24 protein-coding genes are annotated in these 22342 nt (G+C 63.4%); 15 read left to right on the top strand and 9 right to left on the bottom strand.

Features of this window, described 5'->3' with window-relative positions; all coding sequences use genetic code 11:
- Window position 1 precedes the first annotated feature (1 nt).
- The 3 genes from IY145_RS21015 (at window position 2) to IY145_RS21005 (ending at window position 1775) form a co-directional block, all read left to right on the top strand.
- On the top strand, window positions 2-925 hold the full coding sequence (locus IY145_RS21015; protein WP_196409979.1) for a ketopantoate reductase family protein: 924 nt from the start codon (window positions 2-4) through the stop codon (window positions 923-925).
- A 66-nt stretch (window positions 926-991) separates the two neighbouring features.
- Window positions 992-1375, top strand: a complete 384-nt coding sequence (locus tag IY145_RS21010) for a hypothetical protein (RefSeq protein WP_196409978.1) — start codon at window positions 992-994, stop codon at window positions 1373-1375.
- 124 nt (window positions 1376-1499) lie between these two features.
- Window positions 1500-1775, top strand: coding sequence for a hypothetical protein (locus IY145_RS21005; RefSeq protein WP_196409977.1), 276 nt, complete (start codon window positions 1500-1502; stop codon window positions 1773-1775).
- A 5-nt stretch (window positions 1776-1780) separates the two neighbouring features.
- Here the strand turns inward: IY145_RS21005 and IY145_RS21000 are convergent, their stop codons facing one another.
- The 4 genes from IY145_RS21000 to IY145_RS20985 are packed head-to-tail and all read right to left on the bottom strand — an operon-like array spanning window position 1781 to window position 4747.
- Window positions 1781-2038, bottom strand: coding sequence for a hypothetical protein (locus tag IY145_RS21000; protein WP_196409976.1), 258 nt, complete (start codon window positions 2036-2038; stop codon window positions 1781-1783).
- 26 nt (window positions 2039-2064) lie between these two features.
- Complete coding sequence (locus IY145_RS20995; protein WP_196409975.1) at window positions 2065-2466, bottom strand: cytochrome C; 402 nt, start codon at window positions 2464-2466, stop codon at window positions 2065-2067.
- A gap of 12 nt (window positions 2467-2478) precedes the next feature.
- Complete coding sequence (locus tag IY145_RS20990; protein WP_196409974.1) at window positions 2479-3552, bottom strand: metallophosphoesterase; 1074 nt, start codon at window positions 3550-3552, stop codon at window positions 2479-2481.
- A gap of 40 nt (window positions 3553-3592) precedes the next feature.
- Complete coding sequence (locus tag IY145_RS20985; protein ID WP_196409973.1) at window positions 3593-4747, bottom strand: cytochrome-c peroxidase; 1155 nt, start codon at window positions 4745-4747, stop codon at window positions 3593-3595.
- A gap of 393 nt (window positions 4748-5140) precedes the next feature.
- On the opposite strand from IY145_RS20985, the gene IY145_RS20980 reads away from it, so the two are divergent.
- The 9 genes from IY145_RS20980 (at window position 5141) to IY145_RS20940 (ending at window position 15855) form a co-directional block, all read left to right on the top strand.
- Window positions 5141-6205: a cytochrome-c peroxidase gene (locus tag IY145_RS20980; RefSeq protein ID WP_196409972.1), complete on the top strand. Its 1065-nt coding sequence runs from the start codon at window positions 5141-5143 to the stop codon at window positions 6203-6205.
- Window positions 6206-6340: 135 nt separating this feature from the next.
- The gene (gene acpA, locus IY145_RS20975) at window positions 6341-7792 is read left to right on the top strand and encodes an acid phosphatase (protein WP_196409971.1); all 1452 of its coding nucleotides are present in this window, start codon (window positions 6341-6343) and stop codon (window positions 7790-7792) included.
- A gap of 585 nt (window positions 7793-8377) precedes the next feature.
- Window positions 8378-9148 carry a bacterial ammonia monooxygenase, subunit AmoC gene (gene amoC, locus IY145_RS20970; protein WP_196407289.1) on the top strand — a complete coding sequence of 257 codons (771 nt, stop codon included), beginning with the start codon at window positions 8378-8380 and terminating at the stop codon, window positions 9146-9148.
- Between the two features lie 259 nt (window positions 9149-9407).
- The gene (gene amoA / locus IY145_RS20965) at window positions 9408-10166 is read left to right on the top strand and encodes a bacterial ammonia monooxygenase, subunit AmoA (RefSeq protein WP_196407288.1); all 759 of its coding nucleotides are present in this window, start codon (window positions 9408-9410) and stop codon (window positions 10164-10166) included.
- Window positions 10167-10327: 161 nt separating this feature from the next.
- Window positions 10328-11623 carry a bacterial ammonia monooxygenase, subunit AmoB gene (gene amoB / locus IY145_RS20960; protein ID WP_196410417.1) on the top strand — a complete coding sequence of 432 codons (1296 nt, stop codon included), beginning with the start codon at window positions 10328-10330 and terminating at the stop codon, window positions 11621-11623.
- 432 nt (window positions 11624-12055) lie between these two features.
- Entirely contained in the window at window positions 12056-12670 is a 615-nt protein-coding gene (locus IY145_RS20955; RefSeq protein WP_196409970.1) for a hypothetical protein, read from the top strand.
- A 62-nt stretch (window positions 12671-12732) separates the two neighbouring features.
- Window positions 12733-13098: a copper resistance CopC family protein gene (locus IY145_RS20950; protein WP_196409969.1), complete on the top strand. Its 366-nt coding sequence runs from the start codon at window positions 12733-12735 to the stop codon at window positions 13096-13098.
- Window positions 13099-13186: 88 nt separating this feature from the next.
- On the top strand, window positions 13187-15100 hold the full coding sequence (locus IY145_RS20945) for a CopD family protein (RefSeq protein WP_196409968.1): 1914 nt from the start codon (window positions 13187-13189) through the stop codon (window positions 15098-15100).
- A 137-nt stretch (window positions 15101-15237) separates the two neighbouring features.
- Window positions 15238-15855 (top strand): copper chaperone PCu(A)C, encoded by a 618-nt coding sequence (locus IY145_RS20940; RefSeq protein WP_196409967.1) that lies wholly within the window; start codon window positions 15238-15240, stop codon window positions 15853-15855.
- Between the two features lie 55 nt (window positions 15856-15910).
- On the opposite strand, the gene IY145_RS20935 is transcribed toward IY145_RS20940, so the two are convergent.
- Both IY145_RS20935 and IY145_RS20930 read right to left on the bottom strand, forming a co-directional pair.
- On the bottom strand, window positions 15911-16150 hold the full coding sequence (locus IY145_RS20935) for a hypothetical protein (protein ID WP_196409966.1): 240 nt from the start codon (window positions 16148-16150) through the stop codon (window positions 15911-15913).
- 174 nt (window positions 16151-16324) lie between these two features.
- Entirely contained in the window at window positions 16325-17560 is a 1236-nt protein-coding gene (locus IY145_RS20930) for a glycosyltransferase family 87 protein (protein WP_196409965.1), read from the bottom strand.
- Between the two features lie 177 nt (window positions 17561-17737).
- Between IY145_RS20930 and IY145_RS20925 the strand changes: the two genes are divergently transcribed.
- On the top strand, window positions 17738-18940 hold the full coding sequence (locus tag IY145_RS20925) for a pyridoxal phosphate-dependent aminotransferase (protein WP_196409964.1): 1203 nt from the start codon (window positions 17738-17740) through the stop codon (window positions 18938-18940).
- Window positions 18941-19096: a hypothetical protein gene (locus tag IY145_RS20920; RefSeq protein ID WP_196409963.1), complete on the top strand. Its 156-nt coding sequence runs from the start codon at window positions 18941-18943 to the stop codon at window positions 19094-19096. It begins immediately after the preceding gene.
- 75 nt (window positions 19097-19171) lie between these two features.
- Here the strand turns inward: IY145_RS20920 and IY145_RS20915 are convergent, their stop codons facing one another.
- Both IY145_RS20915 and IY145_RS20910 read right to left on the bottom strand, forming a co-directional pair.
- Entirely contained in the window at window positions 19172-19771 is a 600-nt protein-coding gene (locus tag IY145_RS20915; RefSeq protein ID WP_036290886.1) for a superoxide dismutase, read from the bottom strand.
- Window positions 19772-19960: 189 nt separating this feature from the next.
- On the bottom strand, window positions 19961-20545 hold the full coding sequence (locus tag IY145_RS20910) for a hypothetical protein (RefSeq protein WP_312030620.1): 585 nt from the start codon (window positions 20543-20545) through the stop codon (window positions 19961-19963).
- Between the two features lie 433 nt (window positions 20546-20978).
- Here IY145_RS20910 and IY145_RS20905 point away from each other — a divergent pair, with 433 nt between their 5' ends.
- The gene (locus tag IY145_RS20905) at window positions 20979-21506 is read left to right on the top strand and encodes a hypothetical protein (protein WP_196409961.1); all 528 of its coding nucleotides are present in this window, start codon (window positions 20979-20981) and stop codon (window positions 21504-21506) included.
- 4 nt (window positions 21507-21510) lie between these two features.
- On the opposite strand, the gene xth is transcribed toward IY145_RS20905, so the two are convergent.
- The gene (gene xth, locus IY145_RS20900) at window positions 21511-22311 is read right to left on the bottom strand and encodes an exodeoxyribonuclease III (RefSeq protein ID WP_196409960.1); all 801 of its coding nucleotides are present in this window, start codon (window positions 22309-22311) and stop codon (window positions 21511-21513) included.
- Window positions 22312-22342: the final 31 nt, after the last annotated feature.

Below are 22342 nucleotides of genomic sequence, written 5' to 3'. Positions count from 1 at the left end.
CATGCGCATCCTCGTCCTCGGCGCGGGGGCCGTCGGCGGCTATTACGGCGGAAGGCTCGTCGAGGCGGGCGCGGATGTGACTTTTTTCGTGCGGGAAGCGCGGGCGCGGCTCCTCGCCGATCACGGGCTCACGATCGAGAGCGTCCTCGGCGGCGCGCGGCTCGCGGCGAAAGCGGTCTGCGATCCGAAGGCGCTCGCGCCTTTCGATCTCGTGATCCTGACTTGCAAGGCCTACGACCTCGACGAGGCGATGGAGACGATTGCGGGAGCGGTGGGGCCGGGGACCGGCGTTTTGCCATTCCTCAACGGTTTCGCTCATCTTGACCGGATCGCGACGCGCTTTCCCCAGGCGATCGTTTTCGGCGGCGTAGCGCAGATCAGCGCGACGCTCGTGGAAAACGGCGTCGTACGGCATTTCGGCGAGCGTAACCGTCTGATTTTCGGCGCGCGCGATGGCGGGGCGGATGAACGGCTCGCGGAACTGGCGGCCGTTTACGCGCGGACTCCAGTCACGGCGAACCTCGTCGGCGACGTCGAGAAGCAGATGTGGGATAAATTCGTGCTGCTCGCGACGCTCGCGGGGATCACCTCGCTGATGCGCGCGAGTGTCGGAGACATTCTGGCGACTCCTTCGGGACAGCGTCTCATCCGGCTTCTGCTCGCGGAATGCGAGAGCGTCGCCCGCGCACAGGGCTGGACGCCCTCTCCCGAATTCCCGGAACTCCTGTCAATCCTATTCGTGCGCGGCTCGTCGCTCAAAGCCTCTATGCTGCGCGATATCGAGCGCCGCGGCCCAACCGAGGGCGCGCATATTTTGGGCGACATGCTGGCGCGCGCCCGATGCGCTGGCGTCGAGACGCCGGTGCTGGAGATCGCCACGACGCATGTGAGGGCTTATGAGGTGAGCCGGTCCTGCTCGGGCTGACGGCACGAAATTCGCGTAATTCTCGGCCTCTTCGGCGAAAGGCGCCGCAGACCGGGGACAAGACAGATGACCGATCCGAGCGCGAGCCTCGCCAAGGCGGAGGAACAGGTGCTCGCCGCCGCGCGGCGCAATTTCGACAGCTTTTTCCGCTGGATCGCTTTTCTCGACGATTCGATCAAAAAGGATATAGGCCCGAAGTTCGGCGTCGAGCTGGCGCTGAAGGCCAGCGCCGTCGAGCAGAAGGCGATGGGCCTGCTCTTCGTTTCGCGTCCGCTGAAGGAGCCGCTGCCGATTCCCTTCGAGATCGAGGGAACGACGATCCGTTTCGGCCATCCGAAGTTCGAGCGCGACGACGAGGCGACGGGCGAGAAAACCAGCCGCTACGACCTCTCCACCATCGACGATGTGAACCGCATTCTGGGCGATGTCGTGCAGGATTACATCGGTTGAGCCGAACGGGTCTGGGCTGAGCCGGCCGGGGCGTGGCATGTCGATTGCTATCTAATTCTGAGACAAGCAATCAGACGGGTCTTGGTCCTTTCATGGGGATCTGGCTCTTTGTCGGAGATCGGACATGCTGCCGCAAGTCGTCCTGGTCGATGGCGTCCCCAGATGCGTCATTCGCCCGACCGATCAAAAAGCGCTCGATCGCTTCGTGCGCAACAGCAGGAAGTGGCTCCAAGCGGGCAATTCCGACGCCAAATGCACCTACCGCCCGGCCGATGACACAGAAAGGGCCGTTTGGACGGACGCTTTCGAGCTGCACAAGGCCGCCGGCTCGGATGAGGAGAGCTTTTTCGGCATTCCCCTCGTTGGCGTAGCGGCATTGGCGGCGGCGCCGTCCGAATAGCCGCCTCAGTCGACGCTGCAGCGGATCGGGGCCGGCGGTTGCGCCGTTCCGGTCGCCGCCTGCGCGGCGGCGGCCAGAGCCATCGGACAATTGGCGCAATCGTGACCCGCGCAGCCGGCGCAAGGGGAGAGAGCCGCCGCCGCCTGAGCCGGGGCGGAGGCGCCCGTGAGGTTCTGCGCGTCGCGAGGCTGGTCGCCCGCGGCGGCCAAAGCGGAGCCGGCGATCAGCAGGGCGGGCAGGGCGAGAGCAAAGGTTTTTCGCATAGCGCGTGTCCTCGATTTTGGCGTGCTCAATGCTGGCCCGGCGCGAGCTTCACGCCGCGCCGCTCGAATGTAATGTAGGAGACGAGCGCCGTCATGCGCGGATCGTCGGGCGCGAGATTTGCGCCCTGCAGCGGATTGCGAATGCACCAGTTCACCATCTCGAAGAGCTGCGCCACCTTGCCGAGCTGCTTCTGGAACTTCGGATAGGTCTCGGGGTGCGTGTTGGCGGCGTTGGGGTGGCATTGCGCGCAGGCGACGCCATTGGTCCCGACCGCGCCGCTCGTCCATAATTCGCGACCTTTCGCGGCCACGAGCTCGAATTCCTTCTGATAGCGCTCGACGTCGGCCTTGGTGAATTCATCGGCGCGCGCCGCCGTCGCGCCGAAGGCGGCGAGACCGAAAGCGAGAAGCAAAGTCGAGCGAAGCATGGCGAACTCCGATCAATAATGGGTTTGCGGCAGACGACGCTGCGTCGGCTCCTGATAGGCGACATCGACCGGACGCCCGGCCTTGTGGTCGAAGGCGACTGTGCGCTGGTCATTGTCCCAGAGCTGATAGCGCGCGGTGACGCGGCCAGAGCCTATGTCGATCAATTGCCAACCGGTGGCGTCGCGCTCGAAAAACGGATCGGCGCGGTTCATCGGAATGGTGAGCACGGGCAGATGGCTCTCGGCCTGCGCATAGCTCTGCGGATAGGGCCAGGGCCAGGCCGTCGCCATCACCGAATTGAAGCTGATGTTGCCGATCTGATTGTACTGAATCTGATGCACATGGCCGTAGATGACGTTCACGCTGTCGAAGGGTTGAAGCAGCGCCTGAACCTCGTCGGCGTCGTCGGTCCAGAAGTTCCAGCCCTTGTAGATCTTCTGCAGCGGCGAATGGGAGAAGACGACGAGCGGCGTCTTCTTGTCCAGCTTGGCGAGATCATTGGCGAGCCATTTTCGCTGCTTGTCGCCGACCATGAAGGGCGAGCCATTGGGATTGTCGAGCCCCGCCATCTCCAGCATGCGCTGCTCGGCCGTCGGCCAGCGATGGAAGGTCCATTGCTCGCTGGTCAAAATCGAGTTCAGCACGACGAAATGCACGCCCTTATGGTCGAAGCTGTAGTAATGTGGGCCGTAGAGTTTGCTCCAATAATCGCCGAGATCGAGATAATAATCGTGCTCGCCCATGACCACGTGCAGCTTGCCTTTGAGCTTGGAGAGCATTTCGGCGCCGTGGTCCAGCTCCTCGCGCTTGCCGAGCTGGGCGAGATCGCCGCCGAAGATGACGAAATCGGATTCCGGCTTCACCAGATTGGCTTCGGCGACGGCGCGTTTCAGCCCCTGATCCCAATTGCGCACGAAGCTCGCGCCCTTGATCTGCTGGATATGCGCGTCGGAAATATAGGTGAAGGTGAAATCCTCGCGCGTCCCGCCGAAGGCCAGTGTGACCATGCTGATCGGCAGAGTGGTCAGCGCCGCGCCGGCGCCGGCTCCCGCGAGCACGCTCCGCCTGGTGATGAATTCGCTCATCTGCTCGGCTCCTTTTTCGCGATCGCGCGCGGCGTTCAGCTCATCTGGTTTTGGCGCCGAAATAGGCCGGCGTGGTGAGCGTCTCCATGAAGGCGACGAGATCGTCCATCTGCTGCTCGGAGAGGTTGAGCGGGCGAATGCCGCCGGAGAGATAATCATTCACCTTAGCCGGATCGCCTTCGCTGCGCCCGCCATTATTGTAATGCTTGACGACGTCTTTCAGCGTCTTCAGCGAGCCGTCGTGCATATAGGGCGCGGTGACCGCGACATTGCGCAAGGTCGGCGTCTTGAAGGCGCCGATCACGTCGAATTGATCGGTGACGGCGAAACGGCCGAGCTCGGACGTCTTGGGGTCGGTGAGCACGGCCTTGTCGACGTCGGCGCCCTTCGCCTTGGCGGTCAGGAATTCGGCGGAGAGTCGAGGGACGTCGAACTGCGCCCGATTGATGCCGACGCCGATATTGTGGAAGCGATTGTCGGTGAACAGCGCTTGATCCTGCTCGATCACATGGCAGGAGACACAGCGGCCCTGGCCGATGAACACCTCGAAGCCGCGCTTCGCGCCTTCCGATATCGCATTCTCCTCATGGCCGAAGCGCCAGCGGTCGAAAGGCGAATCGGCGGAGACGATGGTGCGCTCATAGGCGGCGATGGCTTTCTTCACCTCCTCCATCGTCACGCCAGCGCCGCTCTTGCCGAAGGCTTTTTTGAAGAGCTCGACATAGAAGGGATCGGAGCGCGCTATGGCGAGGATCGGCTCATGCGTGGCGAGGCCCATCTCGACGGGATTGAGAAAGGGATGCTGCGACTGATCCTCCAGCGAGGCCGAGCGTCCGTCCCAGAAGAGCGTCGTGAAATAGGCGGCGTTGATGATCGTCGGCGCATTGCGCGTGCCGGTCTTCTTGCCGACTCCGCCCTCGGCGCGAATCCCCTCGGAGGTGCGCAGCGGGCTGTCGGTGAAGGCGTGGTCGTCCTTGTGGCAGGTGGCGCAGGCGACCGTTCCATCGGAAGAAAAACGCAGATCGTGAAACAGCCGATTGCCGAGCGCGATCTTGTCGGCTGTCTGCGGATTGTCCTGAGGAATAGGGACAGGCGGAAGGCCCAGCGGCTCCGCGCGAGCGACGTCCGCGAGACCGAGCCCTGAAAGACTGAGCATTGCCGCGAGCAGTGTCGCGGCGCGCTTGCGCACGGCCATGTCTTCCTCCCCGACTCGTCGCGCCCTGTCGGATGCTCCCGCTTCTTTTCGTCGGCGCGAGGGCCACGATCCTGCCTGGAATTTTTCTAATCGGCAAGGCTTCTCATGGTCTGCACAGAGCTTTTGTCTTCGGCCTCGCCAGTAACTCTAGCTGTGCAGCGCAAAAATATTTCAGCGTTCCGGGACGAGAACAATATCTGCGGATGCGATCATGTCGTCAAATCGACATAATCGAGAAAATTGCCACGCTATAGTTGCAATTACATGATTTCTCGTAATTTGCTGCATTATTGCCTTTGCCCGAGAGCCCAGCTTGTGGTAGGCGGGCGGCGGTTCGGGCCGAGGCTGTTTCGCAGCGCACGCTCGTTTCCCAATCGGAGGAGCCCTCGGAAAATGTCACGTGCATTCATCGCCACGCTGAGCGTGATGGCGCTGTTCCCGTTCGCCGCTATCGCGGGCGATCTGCGGAGCGACGCCAACGCCGTCTTCAAGCCGATCACCCCGGCGGCGGCCGCCAAGGCCGTGAAGAACAACGACCTCACGCCTGCCAAGATCGAGCTCGGCAAGCAGCTGTTCTTCGATCCGCGCATCTCCTCGAGCCAGCTCATCAGCTGCAACTCGTGCCATAATCTGAGCCTCGGCGGCGTCGACGCCGGCTCCACCTCTGTCGGACATGGCTGGCAGAAAGGCCCGCGCCGTGCGCCGACCGTTCTCAACGCCGTGTTCAACGTCGCTCAGTTCTGGGACGGCCGCGCCGAGGATCTGAAGGCGCAGGCCAAGGGCCCCGTGCAGGCCGGCGTCGAGATGAACAACACGCCCGCCAATGTCGAGGCGACGCTGAACAGCATTCCGGGCTATGTCGCCTCCTTCCAAAAGGCCTTCCCCGGTGACAACAAGGCCGCCAATTTCGACAATTTCGCCAAGGCGATCGAGGCCTTCGAGTCGACGCTGGTCACACCCGGCTCGCGCTTCGACAAATTCCTCGGCGGCGACGAGGCGGCGCTCGACGCGACGCAGAAGAAGGGCCTGCGCCTCTTCCTCGACAAGGGGTGTAGCGGTTGCCACGACGGCGTGAATATCGGCGGCGGCAACTACACTCAGTTCGGCGCGGTCGAGAAGCCGGCGCCGGCCGTTCTGCCGGAGGGCGACAAGGGTCGTTTCGCCGTCACCAAGAGCCCGGCGGATGTGTTCTCCTTCCGCGTCGCGCCGCTGCGCAATGTCGCGCTGCGCGCTCCCTACTTCCATACCGGCCAGGTGTGGACGCTGGAGGAGGCGGTCTCGCTCATGGCGAAAACGCAGCTCGGCGTCGAGCTCGCGCCCGACGAGACGACGGCGATCGTCGCCTTCCTCGGAGCGCTGACCGGCGAGCAGCCGAAGGTCGACTATCCGATCCTGCCGGCGCGCACCAATGCGACGCCGCATCCGCAGCTGGAGGTCGGCGCGAAGCAGGGCCACTGAGCGGCTTCGCCCCAGCGATAGACAGAGCCTCCGCGCCCGTGCGCGGAGGCTTTTTCGTCAAGTCACGAAATTGTACCTTTGCATTTCTAGTGTATTCTGAGCCTTCGACACGATCATTTCGAAACGGAGCCGCGGATGACGCTCTCACGGATTTTCGCCAAAGCGTTCGCTTGGCCGCTGATTTTCGGCCTCACCGGCTCCGCGCTCGCGCAAGAGGCCTCAAATCCTTTCGCCGCGATCGGCCATATCGTCGTCATCTACACGGAGAACCGCAGTTTCGATAATGTCTTCGGCCTCTATCCAGGCGCCGAGGGACTCGGCATAGGCGCAGATCGCTTCGCCCAGGTCGATTTCGACGGCAAGCCTTTCGGCGAATTGCCGCCGATCCGCGGCGACAAGGGCGTCGACAGCCGCTTTCCGTCCATTCTCCCCAATGCGCCATTCCCGATCGACGCCTTCCTGCCCAATGCGGAGAAGACGCCGGATATGACGCATGACTTCTTCCAGGAGAAGGAGCAGATAAACGGCGGAAAAATGGATCGCTTCGCCGCCGTTTCCGGGGCGGGCGGGCTGGTCATGGGCTATTATGACGGCCGCTCGCTCGCGCAATGGCGCCTCGCCCAGGAGTTCACGCTCGCCGATCATTTCTTCCACGGCGCCTTCGGCGGCTCCTTCCTCAATCATATGTTCCTCGTCTGCGCTTGCGCGCCGACCTTTCCTTCGGCGCCGCCGTCGTTGATCGCGGAGGTCGACGAGGCGACCGGCTTGCTCGCGCTCGCCGCGGATTCGCCCAAGAGCGCGCATATCGGCCCGCCGCACTATCGAAAGCCCGGACCCGTGACGAGCGACGGCTATGCGGTGAGCACACTGCAGCCGCCGACGCCGCTCTCGCCGCGCGACTCCGCCACGCCGGCGGGATTCGGCCTGCCGCCGCAGACGCAGCCGACGATCGGCGATCGGCTCACGGAAAAGGGCGTGTCATGGGCATGGTACGCCGGCGGCTGGAACGACATGCGCGCCGGGCGCATTCGCCAGCGCGAGGCGCCGGAGTTTTTCCAGACGCATCATCAGCCCTTCCTCTATTTTGCGAATTTCGCGGCCGGCGCGCAGGAGCGGGAGCTGCATCTGAAGGACGCCGATGATCTCTTCGCAGCCGCGGAGGCGGGGACTCTGCCCGCCGTGTCCTTCTACAAGCCGGTCGGCAAATTCAACGAGCATCCCAGCTACGCCGATCTCAAGACCGGCGACGCGCATCTCGAGGAGGTCGTCGCGCGGCTGCGGCGCAGCCCCAATTGGCGAGACATGCTGATCATCGTCACCGCCGATGAGAATGGCGGCGCCTGGGATCATGTCGCTCCGCCGAAGATCGACCGTTTCGGCCCCGGCGCGCGCGTGCCGACGTTGATTCTTTCGCCCTTTGCGAAAAAGGGATTCGTCGACCGCACGATCTATGACACGGCGTCGATTCTGGCGACGATCGAGACTCGCTTCGCATTGGCGCCGCTCACCGCGCGCGACAAGGGCGCCGCGGATCTGCGCAATGCGCTGGAGACGACCGTGACGGCGCCGGGAAGCGCTACCCGCTGAGCGGCGCCGCGCCGCAGCCTAAGCCATTCTGTCACAGCCCAGACAGGCAGGCGAATTTATGGCTGCGGCGCCGAAACAATAGGCGCATCGATCATCATATCATGCTGAATAAAGCCCGCTTCAATTCCCGTCCTGGGAATCGGGCGGGCGTTGGCGCGGGTGGGACCGCCCGAAATTGCGGCGCCACATAAGCCACCTGATAGATCACCAGTAACTACTCTATAGATTATTTTGACCTACCCTATTGGATATTGTCATTATGGGGCGGAACGGAAATGGTTGCGGCTCGCCGAACGGGGGCGTTTCGGATGTTTTGGCGCTGGGAGGCGCGGGCGTTCGAGGTTTTCGTTTCGCGCGGCGATTTCGAAAGAATTCGTCACCGAGCAAACAAGAAGAAAGCCGCCGGTCGGTCCTTTTGAGGTTCGGCGCGACGGTGAGAACGGGAGGTCGGGACGGCGCTTCGTCCGACGAGAAGAAGCGACTGCGACGACATCAACCGCGGAGACGAAGGCGCGTGCCGAGCAGGGAGGCGGGACGCGGCGAAATCGCTTCGAGAATCCCTGGGAGCACTTAGGAGGAATTGAGATGAGCGTAACGACAGAGACATCGGCCGGCGCAGCCGCCGGCTCAGATGCCATCGTGGACCTGAAGGGCATGTGGATCGGGATCACGGTGCTCAACGTTTTTTATCTGTTCATCCGCATTTATGAGCAGATCTTCGGCTGGCGCGCGGGCCTCGACTCGTTCGCTCCGGAGTTTCAGACCTATTGGCTGACGATGCTGTGGACGGAAATTCCGCTGGAGCTCGTGGCCGGTCTCGGCCTCGCCGGCTATCTGTGGAAGACCCGCGACCGCAACGTCGACGCGGTGGCTCCGCGCGAAGAGCTGCGCCGCCATGTCGTTCTGCTGCAGTGGCTGACGGTCTATGCGGTGGCGATCTACTGGGGCGCGAGCTTCTTCACGGAGCAGGACGGCACCTGGCACATGACGGTGATTCGCGACACGGACTTCACGCCGTCGCACATCATCGAGTTCTATCTGAGCTACCCGATCTACTCGATCATGGGCGTGGGCTCGTTCTTCTATGCGAAGACCCGCATCCCGTTCTTCGCTCACGGCTACTCGCTGGCGTTCCTGATCGTCGCCATCGGCCCGTTCATGATCATCCCGAACGTCGGTCTCAACGAGTGGGGCCACACCTTCTGGTTCATGGAAGAGCTTTTCGTCGCTCCGCTGCATTGGGGCTTCGTGTTCTTCGGCTGGATGGCGCTCGGCGTGTTCGGCGTGGTGCTGCAGATCCTGGCCGGCGTGAAGCGCCTGCTGGGCAAGGACGGCGTCGCGGCGCTGATCGGCTGATAAGAGCCTGAACGAGGCCGCCCGCGCGCTGCGCGGACGGCCGCCTCCGGCGACGACTTTTCCGAATGCTCCCGGAACAAAGACTTCGTCCGGACGGCCGCGCTGCGCGGCGGTTCGGGCGGGGTTTGGGCGAAGGGCGCGCCGGGCGGAGAGCCGGAGAGACGCATTCCAAAGGACAATCCGGCGCGAGAGAGCCGGAGACAGGTCTCGAGACGCCGGCGTCGAGACGCCGGACGGACAGACACCAAGGAGAAGAGTGATGTCTACATCGAAGAGCGGGGGGGCTATCGGGCCTTTCCATTCCATCGCGGAAGCGGCGGGATGCGTTAAGACGTCCGACTGGCTGATTTTGACGCTGCTGTTTCTGGCAGTGCTGGGCGGCTATCACATTCACTTCATGCTGACGGCTGGCGACTGGGACTTCTGGGTCGACTGGAAAGACCGTCGTATGTGGCCGACTGTCATCCCGATCCTGGGCGTGACCTTCGCGGCTGCGGCGCAGGCGTTCCTGTGGGAGAACTTCAAGCTCCCGTTCGGCGCGACCTTCGCGGTGCTCGGCCTTCTGATCGGCGAGTGGATCAACCGCTATGTGAACTTCTGGGGCTGGACCTACTTCCCGATCAGCCTGGTGTTCCCGTCGGCTCTGGTCGTTCCGGCTCTGTGGCTGGACATCATCCTGCTGCTGTCGGGCTCCTATGTGATCACGGCTGTGGTCGGCGCTCTGGGCTGGGGTCTGCTGTTCTACCCGAACAACTGGCCGGCGATCGCCGCCTTCCACCAGGCGACGGAGCAGCATGGTCAGCTTATGTCGCTGGCCGATCTGATCGGCCTCCACTTCGTCCGCACCTCGATGCCGGAATATATCCGCATGGTCGAGCGCGGCACGCTGCGCACCTTCGGTAAGGACGTCGTGCCTGTGGCCGCGTTCTTCTCGGGCTTCGTGTCGATGCTCGTGTACTTCCTGTGGTGGTTCGTCGGCAAGTGGTACTCCACCACGAAGGTGATCACCAAGATCTGATCGACCGCGAGGTCGTGGATCACGAGATCCCTCACGCGAGGAGGGGCGGCTGCGAAGGGCTCCTGCAAGAGAGTCCGGGACCGAGCCGCTCCCGACAAGGACGACAGCGGACGATCGGCCCGCAGGGCTGGTCCGCGAAGAGAAACTTGGGAGGTTGTTCCATGAAACTGTTGGAGAGAATGGCCGTGCTGGCGACCGGACGGGTCGCTCGGCTCTTCGGCCTGGGCATGGCGGCTGCGGTCGTCGCAACGATGGGCTCCGTCGCTCCGGCGTCGGCGCATGGCGAGAAGTCGCAGCAGGCGTTCCTGCGCATGCGCACGCTGAACTGGTATGACGTGAAGTGGTCGAAGACCTCTCTGAACGTCAACGAGTCGATGGTGCTTTCGGGCAAGGTGCATGTGTTCTCGGCTTGGCCGCAGGCCGTCGCGAACCCGAAGTCGTCGTTCCTGAACGCCGGCGAGCCGGGCCCGGTTCTGGTGCGCACGGCGCAGTTCATCGGCGAGCAGTTCGCTCCGCGCTCGGTTTCGCTGGAGGTCGGCAAGGACTATGCGTTCCAGATCGATCTGAAGGCGCGCCGCGCGGGCCGTTGGCACGTTCATGCGCAGATCAACGTCGAAGGCGGCGGCCCGATCATCGGACCCGGCCAGTGGATCGAGATCAAGGGCGACATGGCGGACTTCCGCGACCCTGTCACGCTGCTGGACGGCACGACCGTGGACCTCGAGACCTACGGCATCGACCGCATCTACGCCTGGCACTTCCCGTGGATGATCGCGGCTGCGGCCTGGATCCTCTACTGGTTCTTCAAGAAGGGCATCATCGCTTCCTACCTGCGCATCAGCGAAGGCAAGGACGATGAGCAGATCGGCGACGACGACCGTCGCGTCGGCGCGATCGTTCTCGCTGTGACGATCCTGGCGACGATCATCGGCTATGCTGTGACGAACAGCACCTTCCCGCGCACGATCCCGCTTCAGGCCGGCTTGCAGAAGCCGCTGACGCCGATCATCGAGGAAGGCACCGCCGGCGTGGGAACCAAGGTTGTTCTCGCCGACCTCAAGGGCGGCGTCTACAAGGTTCCGGGCCGCGAGCTGACGATCCAGGTCAAGATCACCAACAAGACGGACGAGCCGCTGAAGCTCGGCGAATATACGGCTGCCGGCCTTCGCTTCCTGAACCCCGACGTGTTCACGACGAAGCCCGAGTTCCCGGACTATTTGCTGGCCGACCGCGGTCTGTCGACCGATCCGACGCCGATCGCGCCGGGCGAGACGAAGACGATCGAGATCAAGGTTCAGGACGCCCGTTGGGACATCGAGCGTCTCTCGGATCTGGCCTATGACACGGACAGCCAGATCGGCGGTCTGCTGATGTTCTTCGGCCCGTCGGGCAAGCGCTACGCCACCGAAATCGGCGGCCCGGTCATTCCGAAGTTCGTCGCCGGCGACATGCCCTGATCGAACCGCGTTTCGACCCTGAAATATCCGCCGGCCGGGCCTTGCGCCCGGCCGGTTCTTTTTTGCGTTCGCGCCTTTCGCGATCGCGCTTCTGAGACCTTGCGACAGCGCCTCTTCGGCGCCGAGAGCCCGAACTGGGCAATTATATCGGGATGCGATGAACGCGGCGTTTCGACGCAGGAGAAACTGTCGCGTCCGCGCCCGAAGACGCATAGAGTTTTTGCAGATAGTCTCATGCTGGCGTGATCGCCTCGGAACGCGCATCTCCGCCGTATCGTCGACGAAATAGCGATTTCAAATCGGCTCCTTTTTGCACTAAGAAAATCGGGATAGGCGAGGGCGGAGATCAGCTTCGCTCTCTCGCAGCTCGAGACAAAAAATGCGAAGCGACGCGCCGCCCGCAAGGCGCGCGTGGTCGGGAGGAAGGAAACGATGATCGTTCGATCCGTGAACTCTTGTCTATTGGCGTTAGCGCTGCTCTTCGCGTCCTTTTCCGTCACTCCGGCTCGCGCCGGTGGCGACGGTCCGGAAGCGATGGTCATGGACAATATGTGCATGGTCATGTTCGGCTATGACATGATCCACATCACGGCCTATGAGGCCGAAGGCGCGCGCGATCAATATTGCGAGCATATTCCGATCGTCGGCCGGATCATCTTCACTTTCGATATCGCCAATCCGGATTTTCGCGATCTGCCGATCGAGCTGCGCATCATTCACGATCCGCTCGTGCCGGTCTCGGCCGACACCGATCTCGAGCCGCTCACGCTCATTCATCTGCCGCCCAAGCTCTACAGGACCGGCACGTTCAACTTCGAGCACAAATTCACCGACAAGGGCCATTTCATCGGCTATGTGACGCTCACGCGTCCCAATGGCGAGAAAGAGACCCAGCAGTTCAAATTCATGGTCGGACAGACGCTGTGGTCCTATGTGCCGCAGGTTCTGGGGGCCGTGTTGATCGCGTTGATGGTCGGCGTCTATTGGCGCCACAGCCAATCGAAGCCGAAGACCGTGGATCCGGTGGATGCGCTGAAGTCGTCTTGAACAGGCGTGGCCGACCGCCCAGATCATGATGCGAATAAACCAATAATATGGGAGGAGCGACGATGAAGGTGAAGTTCGGAGCCGGCCTCGTGGCGGCTTTGCTATTCATGAGCGCCGGCGCGGCGTTCGCCCATTCCTTTCTGGTCGACGCCTCTCCGTCGGCCAAGGACCATGTCGCCGCCTCGCCGAAATTCGTGAAGCTGCGCTTTGGCGGCGGCGTGGAGGCCGCCTATTCGACGATCTCGATCCTCGATGCGAACGGCAAGGTCGTCGTCGAAGGGGCGAAGGGCGCGCCCGACAAGCCGCGCGAGCTGACGCTCGACGCGCCCGAGCTCGCGGCGGGAAAATATGTCGTGAAATATCGCGTTCTCTCCTCGGACGGCCACATAGTCGAGGGGAAATACGAGTTCACGGTCGACGCTCACTGAGTCTGGCTCACGAACATCTTTGAAAGCGGGCGGCGCCGATCGGCGGGGCGCCGCGCCGCGTTCGCGAGCGTAACGGAAGTCGAAATCCATGGAATTGGCGACGCTTCGCTTCGTGGAGAGCGTTCTGTCCGCTCTCGCCGTCGGTCTATTGCTGCTGCCCCGCCTCCTCGAGGAGGATGGCGCGCGTTTCAAAAAGCCGATCGCCGCGGCGGCGGTTCTGCGCCTGCTGTTCGGCTTCGGTCTGATCGTGGCCTCTGCGCGCAACATCATCCCCGCCGAGCGGCCGCTCGACTGGTCGACGCTGACGCAGTTCATCTCCGGCACTGTGATCGGCAAGGCCTGGGTAGCGACACAAATTCTCGCCGCGATCTTCACCGCGACGACGCTCATCCGTCTGCGCGTCGATAATGTCTGGCTCGACCGCGCGACGCTCGGACTGGGCCTCGCTGTGATCGCCGTCGTTTCGGTCACTGGCCATGCGGTGGACGACAGCCTGCCGATCTACACGCAGCTGAGCTTCCCCTTCCATACTCTGGCGGGCCTCACTTGGATCGGCGGCCTGCTCGGCCTCGTCTATTGGATGCTCACCGGCCGCGGCAAGCCGCCGGAAGTCGCCTGGCGCCTCGCGGAGCGTTGGTCCCTCGTCGCCAAGGGCGCGATGCTCGTCGTGCTGCTGAGCGGACTGGTCCTCGCGTGGGAGACGGTCGGGAGCTTTCCCTTCCTTCTGGCGACGCCCTATGGGCGGCTGCTCTCCTTGAAGCTGGCGCTGCTCTGCGCGGCGCTGCTGCTGGCCCTCTCGCTCGCGCGCTATTTGACGCTCGGCGCCTCCAAGAAGGATTTCGATATCGCCTGGTATGCTAAGATTGGCGGCTTCGAAGCGGCTTGCGCGCTCGGTCTCCTGTTCGTCGCCGGCTGGATCGCCACCATCACGCCCGCGGCGCATGAGAACAACGTCTATTGGCCGCTTCCCTTCCGCGTCACCTATGCCGGCACCTGGGGCCTGAAGGTCACGCCCTGGATCGATCCGACCTGGCAATGGGGCGTCGCCGGAGCGGTTCTCGCGCTCATCGCCGCGGCGGCCTGGTTCGCGCCTTTGCCGCAGCTGCGCGAGCGGCGCAAATTATCGACGCCCATCCTGGGCGTCGCGGCGGCCGTTTGCGGAACGGTTTCGCTGTCGGTCCAGTCCTATCCGGAGACCTATACCGATCCGCCCATCCCCTATACGGACGCTTCGGTGAAGCGCGGCTTCGAGGCGTTCCAGGCCAATTGCATCCCATGTCATGGCGTGACTGGCGAGGGCAATGGCCCCATGGCCAAGGCTCTCAAAGTGCCGCCGGCCGATCTCACTGCGCCGCATGTCGCAACGCATACGCTCGGCGATATTTTCCATTGGCTGACCTATGGCGGACAGAGCGGAGTGATGCCGCCATTCGCCGATGCGATCACCGAGGACGAACGCTGGGATCTCATCAATTATCTCACCGTTCTGTCCAACTCCAACCAGTCGCGCTTCTTGAGCCCCAAGGGCGTCATTCAATGGCTGGTCGCGCCCAATTTCGCGCTCGACGATCCCAAAGGCGAGATCGTCGACGTCGAAAAGCTGCGCGGCGTGCCGACGCTCGTCTCCTTCGCGCGCTGCAAGCCGGAGGACGCCGAATTCGTCGATCGCGTCGCGAGCCTGAAGGCGGCGGCCGAGACGGTGAAGGCGATGGGCGCGCATCATGTCACCGTCTATTTCGGCGAATGCCCCGCCGATGCGGAGGCGCTGACGCCGAGCCATCCCGACGCCACGGAGCTCACCTATTCGATCATCAACCACTATCTCGACGAGCCGGTGGTCAACGAGATTCCGGAAGGACATTTTCTCATCGATCGCTCCGGCTTCGTCCGGGCGAGATTCCGCCATTTCGGGACGGGCGACGGCAATCTGTCTTCGCTGAAGGCACAAATCGCGCTGACCGCGAAAGAGCCGGTCGTCTATGTCTCGCCGCATCAGCACTGAGCGGCGGGGGAGGAATGGCGCGCAATTCGTCGCATGGTCGCGGTGCGGCGGAACGAGGCCCAAAGAGCCTCGCTGACAATGAAGCGACGAATGCAACAGCCCGACGGCTTTCGTCGGGCGAGTAAGGGAGAACGCACATGATGATCAAGCGGCGTGATCTGTTGGCGGCGGGCGGCGCTCTATTGGGCGGCGCGGCGTTCGGCGCGTTGACTCCGATGCGCTCGGCGCAGGCTCACGAATATGATCTCGGCAAGCTCACCATCGAGCATCCCTGGGTGCGCGCGCCGAAGGACGGCGAGACCACGGCCTATTTCTACGCATTCATCCACAATAAGGGCGGGGTCGCCGACAAGTTGATCGCGGTGAAGTCGCCGAATGTCGGCAAGACGACCTTCCACGCCGACGCCAGCCATGTCGTCGCCGAAGGCGGCATCGCCGTCGCCGCCAATAAGACGACGACGCTCTCGCCCGAGGGACCGCATGTCGTGCTGGCCGAGGTCAAGAAGATCAATCCCGTCGGCTGGGGAATGGAGCTCGTCCTCGTTTTCGAGAAGGCCGGCGAAGTCACCGTCGACGCGGCTGTCGACGCGCCCGACGCCAAACATGCACATGATGCGGAAGCGTTGGAGCGCTGGGAAAAGGCTCATGCCGCCGGCAGCGAGGCCAAGCCCGCCAAGCCCGCCGCCGAGCATGACCATGGCGGCCATGAGCATCACCATCACCACGAAGAGCCTGCGGACGCCAAGAAGCCGTAACGCCAAGCTCGGCGGGGCCGCGTGAAAGCGCGGCTCCGTGGCTCGAGCGGCGAACTCAGTCGACGCCGACGAGACGCCCGATGAAGAGATCGCCTGCATCCGACGAGACGGCCGGCGTCGGCGGCGTGCTGCGCGGCGCGTTGAGCGGCAGCGCGAAGCCCAGGATAAAGGCCGCGAGCGCCATTGCGGCGACGAGGAAAAGCGAAACCCTGAACTGACGCCGCGCCGATTCCGGATCGAAGCTGCGCGTAAAAGCCGGCTCCATCCGGTCTTCGAACTTATCCACCAACGACATGACGCACCCTCTCCCGCGACGCTCTCCCCCAGAACGTCCGACGCGTCGCGACCGATCCTCCCAAAGGACGTTCGCTCGCTCTGCGAAGAATAAACGGCGGCCCGACCCGAAAAGTTTCATCCCTTGGGCAGTCGGCGCCGTTTTTTTTTCGCGAGGTGAAGTTTTTATGGTCTTTCAGCGCACTGATCGAAGCGATGCGGCGGCGCCCGCATGGCGAAAACATGCCTCTCGCGCATTTGACAGAATTGTCGCGAACAAAGCCGCGACCGTGACCGCGCCCAAAGGAAGCCACAGCGCCGTGGCGAGGGGCCGCGCCAAGAGCGGGATCACGAAGGCCGCGGCCAATGCGCTTTTCATATAGGGCCCGAAACCTCGCTCCAGCCCTTGCGAGACGAGCAGAGCGAAAGCCGGCGCGAGCGCGGTCATATCGTAATCGAGGCAATAGGGCGTGGTGAGGAATGTCGCGACGATGGCGCCTGCGGCTTTGACGCGATCGTCCGCGGCTCCCCGCCAGAGCCAGACGAGAGCGACGAGCGTCGTCGCCGTGACGAGCGTCTGCGCGGCATAGGCAGTCTTTATGTCGGCGCCGATCAGGCGCGCCGTAGCGAAGACGCTTTGGATTTTCGTAAATCCTGCGGCGCCCTGCTCGACGACGAGGCGGCGGGTGACGTCGAGACTCTGCGCGAAGGCGATCCAGCTCTCGGGGCCGAACACGACGGCGCTGACCGCGGTCATGACGAGCAGCGAAGCCGCGGCCGCGACGAGCGTCCGCCAATGACCGCCGGCGACGAGCGCGACCGGCAGCGCGAGCGCGAATTGTGGCTTATAGGCGAGCAGCGCGAAGCAGAGGCCCGCGAGAGCCGGCCGGGCTCGCAGAGCGAGAAAGCCGAAGCCGAGCAGGGCGGCGGTCAAAAACCCGTTCTGGCCATGGCCGAGATTGACGAGCGCCGCCGGAAAGGCGAGCGCCAGCAGCGCGACGCGCCAGGGCGGAGCGGCGCTTCCCCGCAGGAGCGCGAGCAGAGCGGCGAGATAGAGCGCCAGCGTCGCCAATTGCCAGACGGCGAGCGCTTCGAGATAGGGCAGATGCGCGAGCGCCGCCGCCGGCGCGAGGAAGAAGGGCGGGTAATGCCAGCCGTAGACGTCGCTGTCGGCGCCGAATTCGGCGCGCTGCTCGGCGATGTGGCGCTCGAGGTCGAAAGGCGCTTCCGGATGGCCGCGCAAAGTCTCGAGGCCCGCCACCCACACTTGGCTGAAATCCGTGCCCAGCGGATGGCCATTGGCGTCGAAGCGGCCCTTCGCCGTCACCAGCACGGCCGCGACGCAGCCCGCCGCGAGCAGCAGCAGCATCGCCGGATAGACGCGCAGACGCTCCTCGTCGAGCCAATCGCCGCTGCGCAGTTTTTCCCACATGTTCCGCGCCTCTCCACGGCTCGAGGCGAAGTCGAGCGTCGCAATTCTACGGAGGAGAGGTTAAGCGCTTCGTTTCGACGCGGGGGCGGCGGGCTGATTTTCGATTGCCCCGCACGTCCGCCGCGTCTATCTTCGACGCGATTGTGCAGCGCACACATGCCCAGAGGAGCTCCCCAAATGGCCTTCATCGCCGACGCTTTGTCACGCGTGAAACCTTCCGCCACGATCGCCGTGACGCAGAAGGCGCGTGACCTCAAAGCGCAGGGCAGGGAGGTCATCTCGCTCTCGGTGGGCGAGCCGGACTTCGACACGCCGACGCATATTTGCGACGCCGCCGTCGAGGCGATCCGCCGCGGCGAGACGCGCTATCCGCCGGTGCTCGGCATTCCGCAGCTGCGCGAGGCGGTGGCCAAGAAGTTCAAGCGCGAGAACGGCCTCGACTACAAGGCCTCGGACGTCATCGTCGCCACCGGCGGCAAGCACATCCTCTTCAACGCCTTTCTGGCGACGATCAATCCCGGCGACGAGGTGATCGTGCCGGCGCCCTATTGGGTCAGCTATCCAGAGATGGTCGCCATTTGCGGCGGAACCACCGTCTTCGTCGACACGACGATGGAGCATGGCTTCAAGCTGCAGGCGGCGGACCTCGAGCGCGCCATCACGCCGCGCACCAAATGGCTGGTGCTGAACTCGCCCTCCAACCCGTCCGGCGCGGCCTATACGCGTGACGAGCTCAGCCAAGTCGCCGAAGTGCTGCTGCGCCATCCGCAGGTGCATATCCTCACCGACGACATCTATGAGCATCTCGTCTATGGCGATTTCAAATTCGCCACCATCGCGCAGGTCGAGCCCGGCCTCTTCGACCGCACGCTGACGATGAACGGCGTCTCCAAAGCTTATGCGATGACCGGCTGGCGCATCGGCTTCGCCGCCGGCCCGGCGCCGCTCATCAAGGCGATGGACATGCTGCAGGGCCAGCAGACCTCGGGCGCCTGCTCCATCGCGCAATGGGCGGCGCTCGCGGCGCTGGAAGGTCCGCAGGATCATCTCGCCGTGTTCCGCAAGGCGTTTCAGGAGCGGCGCGATCTCGTCGTCTCCATGCTCGGCCAGGCGAAATATCTGCAATGCCCGTCGCCCGAGGGCGCCTTCTATGTCTTCCCCTCCTGCAAGGAGGCGATCGGCCGCAAGACGCCGGAGGGCAAGGTGATCGAGAGTGACGTCGATTTCGTCACCGCTCTGCTGGAGGCGGAAGGCGTCGCCGTGGTGCAGGGCTCGGCCTTCGGCACGGGACCGAATTTCCGCGTCTCCTATGCGGCGTCCAATGCGACGCTCGAGGACGCCTGCACGAAAATTCAGAGGTTCTGCGCGAGCTTGACGTAAATGGCCGAGGCGACAAATCGCGAGCGCGACCTATCGATCCTGCGCTCCGACCTTCGCGCGTTCGAATTGCGCGTGACCGCGAGGCTCGGCGGCCTGACGATCTTCGCGACCGCAATCATCCTCGTGGCGCTTTCGCATTTGCCGCGCGCGCACTGAACTTCTCGACGAGAGGACAGTGAGAAGATTATTTGACGGCGGCGACGCATCGCGCCGCCGCCGTATGAAACTGTCTTACTTCGTCGCGGCCTCGTAGAGCTCCTCGACATATTCCCAGTTCACGAGATGCTCGAGGAAAGCCTTGAGGAAGTCGGCGCGGCGATTGCGGTAGTCGATGTAATAGGCGTGCTCCCACACATCGGCGACCAGCAGCGGCTTGGCGCCGAACACCAGCGGGTTCTCGGCGTTCGGGGTCTTGCGCACGGCGAGCTTGCCGTCCTTGATCTCGAGCCACACCCAGCCCGAGCCGAACTGGCCGAGACCCTGGGTCTGGAACTCTTCCTTGAACTTGTCGACCGAGCCGAAGGACTCGACGATCGCCTTCTCGACCTTGGCGGGGATCGCGCCGCCGCCATTGGGCTTCAGCCACTTCCAATATTCGGAGTGGTTGTAGATCTGCGCCACATTGTTGAAGATCGGCACGTTCTTGCCGTAGGAGGCGACGATGATCTCCTCGATCGGCTTGCCTTCGAACTCGGTGCCTTTGATCAGATTATTGGCGTTGGTGACATAGGTCGCATGATGCTTGTCGTGATGATACTCGAAGGATTCTTTCGACAAATAGGGCTGCAGCGCATCATAAGCGTAGGGAAGGTCGGGAAGGGTGAAGGTCATAATCCTTGCTCCTGACTGGGGTTCGCGAGCGCAGCAATCTCCGCTCGCCTCTACCTAGAACCCGGCAGGGCTCCAAGCAATCTCGCACGACCGCAGTCTAACAAATTTCATGCAAAGCTCGGACGACAAGCCCGCGCGCAGCGCAAAAAACCCGCCCGATCGGATCGGGCGGGCTCGCAGGAGATGATCTCACTCGGCCTGATGGAGCGCTGCTTCCGCCGGCGGGGCTCCGCGCCGCCAGGCCACCAGCCAGAGGCCGGCGCTCAGCGCCAGGAAGCCGATCCCATAGAGGACGTATTCGATCGTGTTCCAGAGGCTGAAAACACCCACGCGGAAGGGAAAGCGCGAACTCCACTCGTGACCGTCGCGATCGGCGACGGTGATGATGGCCACGTAATTCCCCGCCTCCTTGAAGTCGTGCTCGAAGGTCATGGTGGCGTTGCGATGGATTTTCGGCGGGGCGTAGAACTCCGTCGCCGCGGCGATATCGGCCTTTTCCTTCTCCTCGCCGACATCCTTGACGATGCGCACGCCGATGGCGATCTCGCGCAAATCGACGACCGTATCTCGCGGCGCGATGGCGGCCCCCTGATTCTGGGCCATGTAGGAATCGGGCTGACGGCCGGACTCTATGGCTGTCAGTGCGATCACCGTCGGGCCGGTGCGGACGATATCGTCGCAGAATTCCTCCGGCTCGCCTTTGCGCTGATAGCCGATGAAATGCACTTTGACGGGCCCGACCGTCGTCACGCATTCGTCCTGTTCCAGCTTCACGCCGCCATGCGCCAAAGCTGAACTTGGCGTAAAAGCAGAGCCTCCCGTCGCCAAGGCGAAGAGAAAGGTGAGTGTAAATAAACTACGCCTCTTCGAGCGCGCATCCATTGGTCCGACTCCCCTGATATAGGCGGATCGTTGCCGAGTTTCGTGTTAGAGACGTTCGTCTCTACTTTTGATGTCTGTATTGGCGCCGCTGAATTCCATGTGGCGTTACGACGCAGATATGTTGTTTTCTAGGGGATTGAATATTATGTGGAAGCGCCATTGCGTCGGGTCGGACTCCGGGCGACCACAATCGCGCCGGAATTCTCGCGCCGAATGCGGGTCGAAAGCCGTCGCAGCGGCGCGCGAGCGGGCGTGCTAACAGACGGCGGGCGACGCGAATCCGTCGCGTGATCTCGGTCGCCATGCGAGAGCGAAGAGGGCGAACATGCGGGGCGTCTGGTATTTTCGTTTGACGCGTTGGGGCGTCTTTGGGCTCGGCGCAGCGCTGGCGGCTTGGGGCGTCGCGGCCATGTTCGAGGGCTGGGACAAGATCCAGATCGAGCGCGGCTGGAGCCTGTTCATTTCCGGAGCCGTGGCGCTGTCCGGCGGCGTCGTGACGCTGGCGATCGCCGCCGTTCTGTCGCGACTCGACCATGCGCTGCAGGCGCTCTCTCCGCGAATCGCCCCGGCCGCCGCAGAGGCGCCGGCGCACCCCGCGTCAGCTCCTTCTCCCGCTCCGCCGCCGATGGCGCCGCCGACAGCCATGGCGCCGCCGCCCGGCTTCGAGGCCTATGCGCCGAAGCGCTATGTCGAGGAAACGCCGGTCGCGGAAGCGCCGGTCGAGGTCGATCGCTATGAGAACGGCGGCGCGCTCTATGTGATGTTCTCGGACGGCTCGGTCGAGATTCGCGACGAGGGGCGCGTGCGGCGCTTCGCTTCGCTCTCGGAGCTTCGGGCGCAGGTCAGCGCCTGAGGCCTCAGATCGAAAGAGAAATCGTCACCGGCACGTGGTCTGACGGCCGTGTCCAATTGCGCGCCTCGCGCAGCACGGTCATGTTTTCGAGCGTTCCCGACAGCGCCTCGCTCGCCCATATGTGATCGAGCCTGCGGCCGCGGTCGGATTTCTCCCAATCCGAGGCGCGATAGCTCCACCACGTATAGAGCTTCTCCTCCTTCGGCACGAAGCGGCGCATAGCGTCGATCCAGCGGCCGGCCTCGATCACGCGGCCGAGCTTCTCCACCTCTATGGGCGTGTGGCTCACCACTTGGAGAAGCGCCTTGTGGCTCCAGACATCCTGTTCCAGCGGCGCGATATTGAGATCGCCGACGAGCACGACGCGGCCGTCCGTCACGCGATCGCGCACGATCCATTCGGCCATCTCGTCCAGAAAATCGAGCTTATGGGCGAATTTCGGATTGATCTCGCGATTGGGCTCGTCGCCGCCGGCCGGCACGTAGAAATTATGCACTCTGAGCGGCGTTCCGCCATTGGCGAAGGCGACCGAGACATGGCGCGCGTCGCCCTTCTCGCAGAAGTCGCGCGTCTCCAACAGTTCGAGCGGATGTTTCGAGACGATGGCGACGCCATGATAGCCCTTTTGGCCATTGATGGCGAAATGCTCATAGCCGAGCGCGCGAAAATCCGAATAGGGGAATTCGGCGTTGCGGCACTTGGTCTCCTGCAGGCAGAGGATGTCCGGCGCATGCTCTTTCAAGAATTGCGCGACGATCGGCATGCGCAGGCGCACGGAATTGATGTTCCAGGTGGTGATCTTCATCCGCTTGTCGTCTTCTCGAGAGGGAGGGATC

This window comes from Methylosinus sp. H3A (genome assembly GCF_015709455.1).
Lineage (GTDB): Bacteria > Pseudomonadota > Alphaproteobacteria > Rhizobiales > Beijerinckiaceae > Methylosinus.
The sequence above is the reverse complement of the archived record's forward strand: the minus strand, read 5'-3'. Positions and strand labels throughout refer to the sequence as shown.

Excerpts from the sequence above, each read along its gene's own strand:
- IY145_RS21015 (WP_196409979.1), top strand. The coding sequence starts at position 2 with ATGCGCATCCTCGTCCTCGGCGCGGGGGCCGTCGGCGGCTATTACGGC.
- IY145_RS21010 (WP_196409978.1), top strand. The coding sequence starts at position 992 with ATGACCGATCCGAGCGCGAGCCTCGCCAAGGCGGAGGAACAGGTGCTC.
- IY145_RS21005 (WP_196409977.1), top strand. The coding sequence starts at position 1,500 with ATGCTGCCGCAAGTCGTCCTGGTCGATGGCGTCCCCAGATGCGTCATT.
- IY145_RS21000 (WP_196409976.1), bottom strand. The coding sequence starts at position 2,038 with ATGCGAAAAACCTTTGCTCTCGCCCTGCCCGCCCTGCTGATCGCCGGC.
- IY145_RS20995 (WP_196409975.1), bottom strand. The coding sequence starts at position 2,466 with ATGCTTCGCTCGACTTTGCTTCTCGCTTTCGGTCTCGCCGCCTTCGGC.
- IY145_RS20990 (WP_196409974.1), bottom strand. The coding sequence starts at position 3,552 with ATGAGCGAATTCATCACCAGGCGGAGCGTGCTCGCGGGAGCCGGCGCC.
- IY145_RS20985 (WP_196409973.1), bottom strand. The coding sequence starts at position 4,747 with ATGGCCGTGCGCAAGCGCGCCGCGACACTGCTCGCGGCAATGCTCAGT.
- IY145_RS20980 (WP_196409972.1), top strand. The coding sequence starts at position 5,141 with ATGTCACGTGCATTCATCGCCACGCTGAGCGTGATGGCGCTGTTCCCG.
- acpA (WP_196409971.1), top strand. The coding sequence starts at position 6,341 with ATGACGCTCTCACGGATTTTCGCCAAAGCGTTCGCTTGGCCGCTGATT.
- amoC (WP_196407289.1), top strand. The coding sequence starts at position 8,378 with ATGAGCGTAACGACAGAGACATCGGCCGGCGCAGCCGCCGGCTCAGAT.
- amoA (WP_196407288.1), top strand. The coding sequence starts at position 9,408 with ATGTCTACATCGAAGAGCGGGGGGGCTATCGGGCCTTTCCATTCCATC.
- amoB (WP_196410417.1), top strand. The coding sequence starts at position 10,328 with ATGAAACTGTTGGAGAGAATGGCCGTGCTGGCGACCGGACGGGTCGCT.
- IY145_RS20955 (WP_196409970.1), top strand. The coding sequence starts at position 12,056 with ATGATCGTTCGATCCGTGAACTCTTGTCTATTGGCGTTAGCGCTGCTC.
- IY145_RS20950 (WP_196409969.1), top strand. The coding sequence starts at position 12,733 with ATGAAGGTGAAGTTCGGAGCCGGCCTCGTGGCGGCTTTGCTATTCATG.
- IY145_RS20945 (WP_196409968.1), top strand. The coding sequence starts at position 13,187 with ATGGAATTGGCGACGCTTCGCTTCGTGGAGAGCGTTCTGTCCGCTCTC.
- IY145_RS20940 (WP_196409967.1), top strand. The coding sequence starts at position 15,238 with ATGATGATCAAGCGGCGTGATCTGTTGGCGGCGGGCGGCGCTCTATTG.
- IY145_RS20935 (WP_196409966.1), bottom strand. The coding sequence starts at position 16,150 with ATGTCGTTGGTGGATAAGTTCGAAGACCGGATGGAGCCGGCTTTTACG.
- IY145_RS20930 (WP_196409965.1), bottom strand. The coding sequence starts at position 17,560 with ATGTGGGAAAAACTGCGCAGCGGCGATTGGCTCGACGAGGAGCGTCTG.
- IY145_RS20925 (WP_196409964.1), top strand. The coding sequence starts at position 17,738 with ATGGCCTTCATCGCCGACGCTTTGTCACGCGTGAAACCTTCCGCCACG.
- IY145_RS20920 (WP_196409963.1), top strand. The coding sequence starts at position 18,941 with ATGGCCGAGGCGACAAATCGCGAGCGCGACCTATCGATCCTGCGCTCC.
- IY145_RS20915 (WP_036290886.1), bottom strand. The coding sequence starts at position 19,771 with ATGACCTTCACCCTTCCCGACCTTCCCTACGCTTATGATGCGCTGCAG.
- IY145_RS20905 (WP_196409961.1), top strand. The coding sequence starts at position 20,979 with ATGCGGGGCGTCTGGTATTTTCGTTTGACGCGTTGGGGCGTCTTTGGG.
- xth (WP_196409960.1), bottom strand. The coding sequence starts at position 22,311 with ATGAAGATCACCACCTGGAACATCAATTCCGTGCGCCTGCGCATGCCG.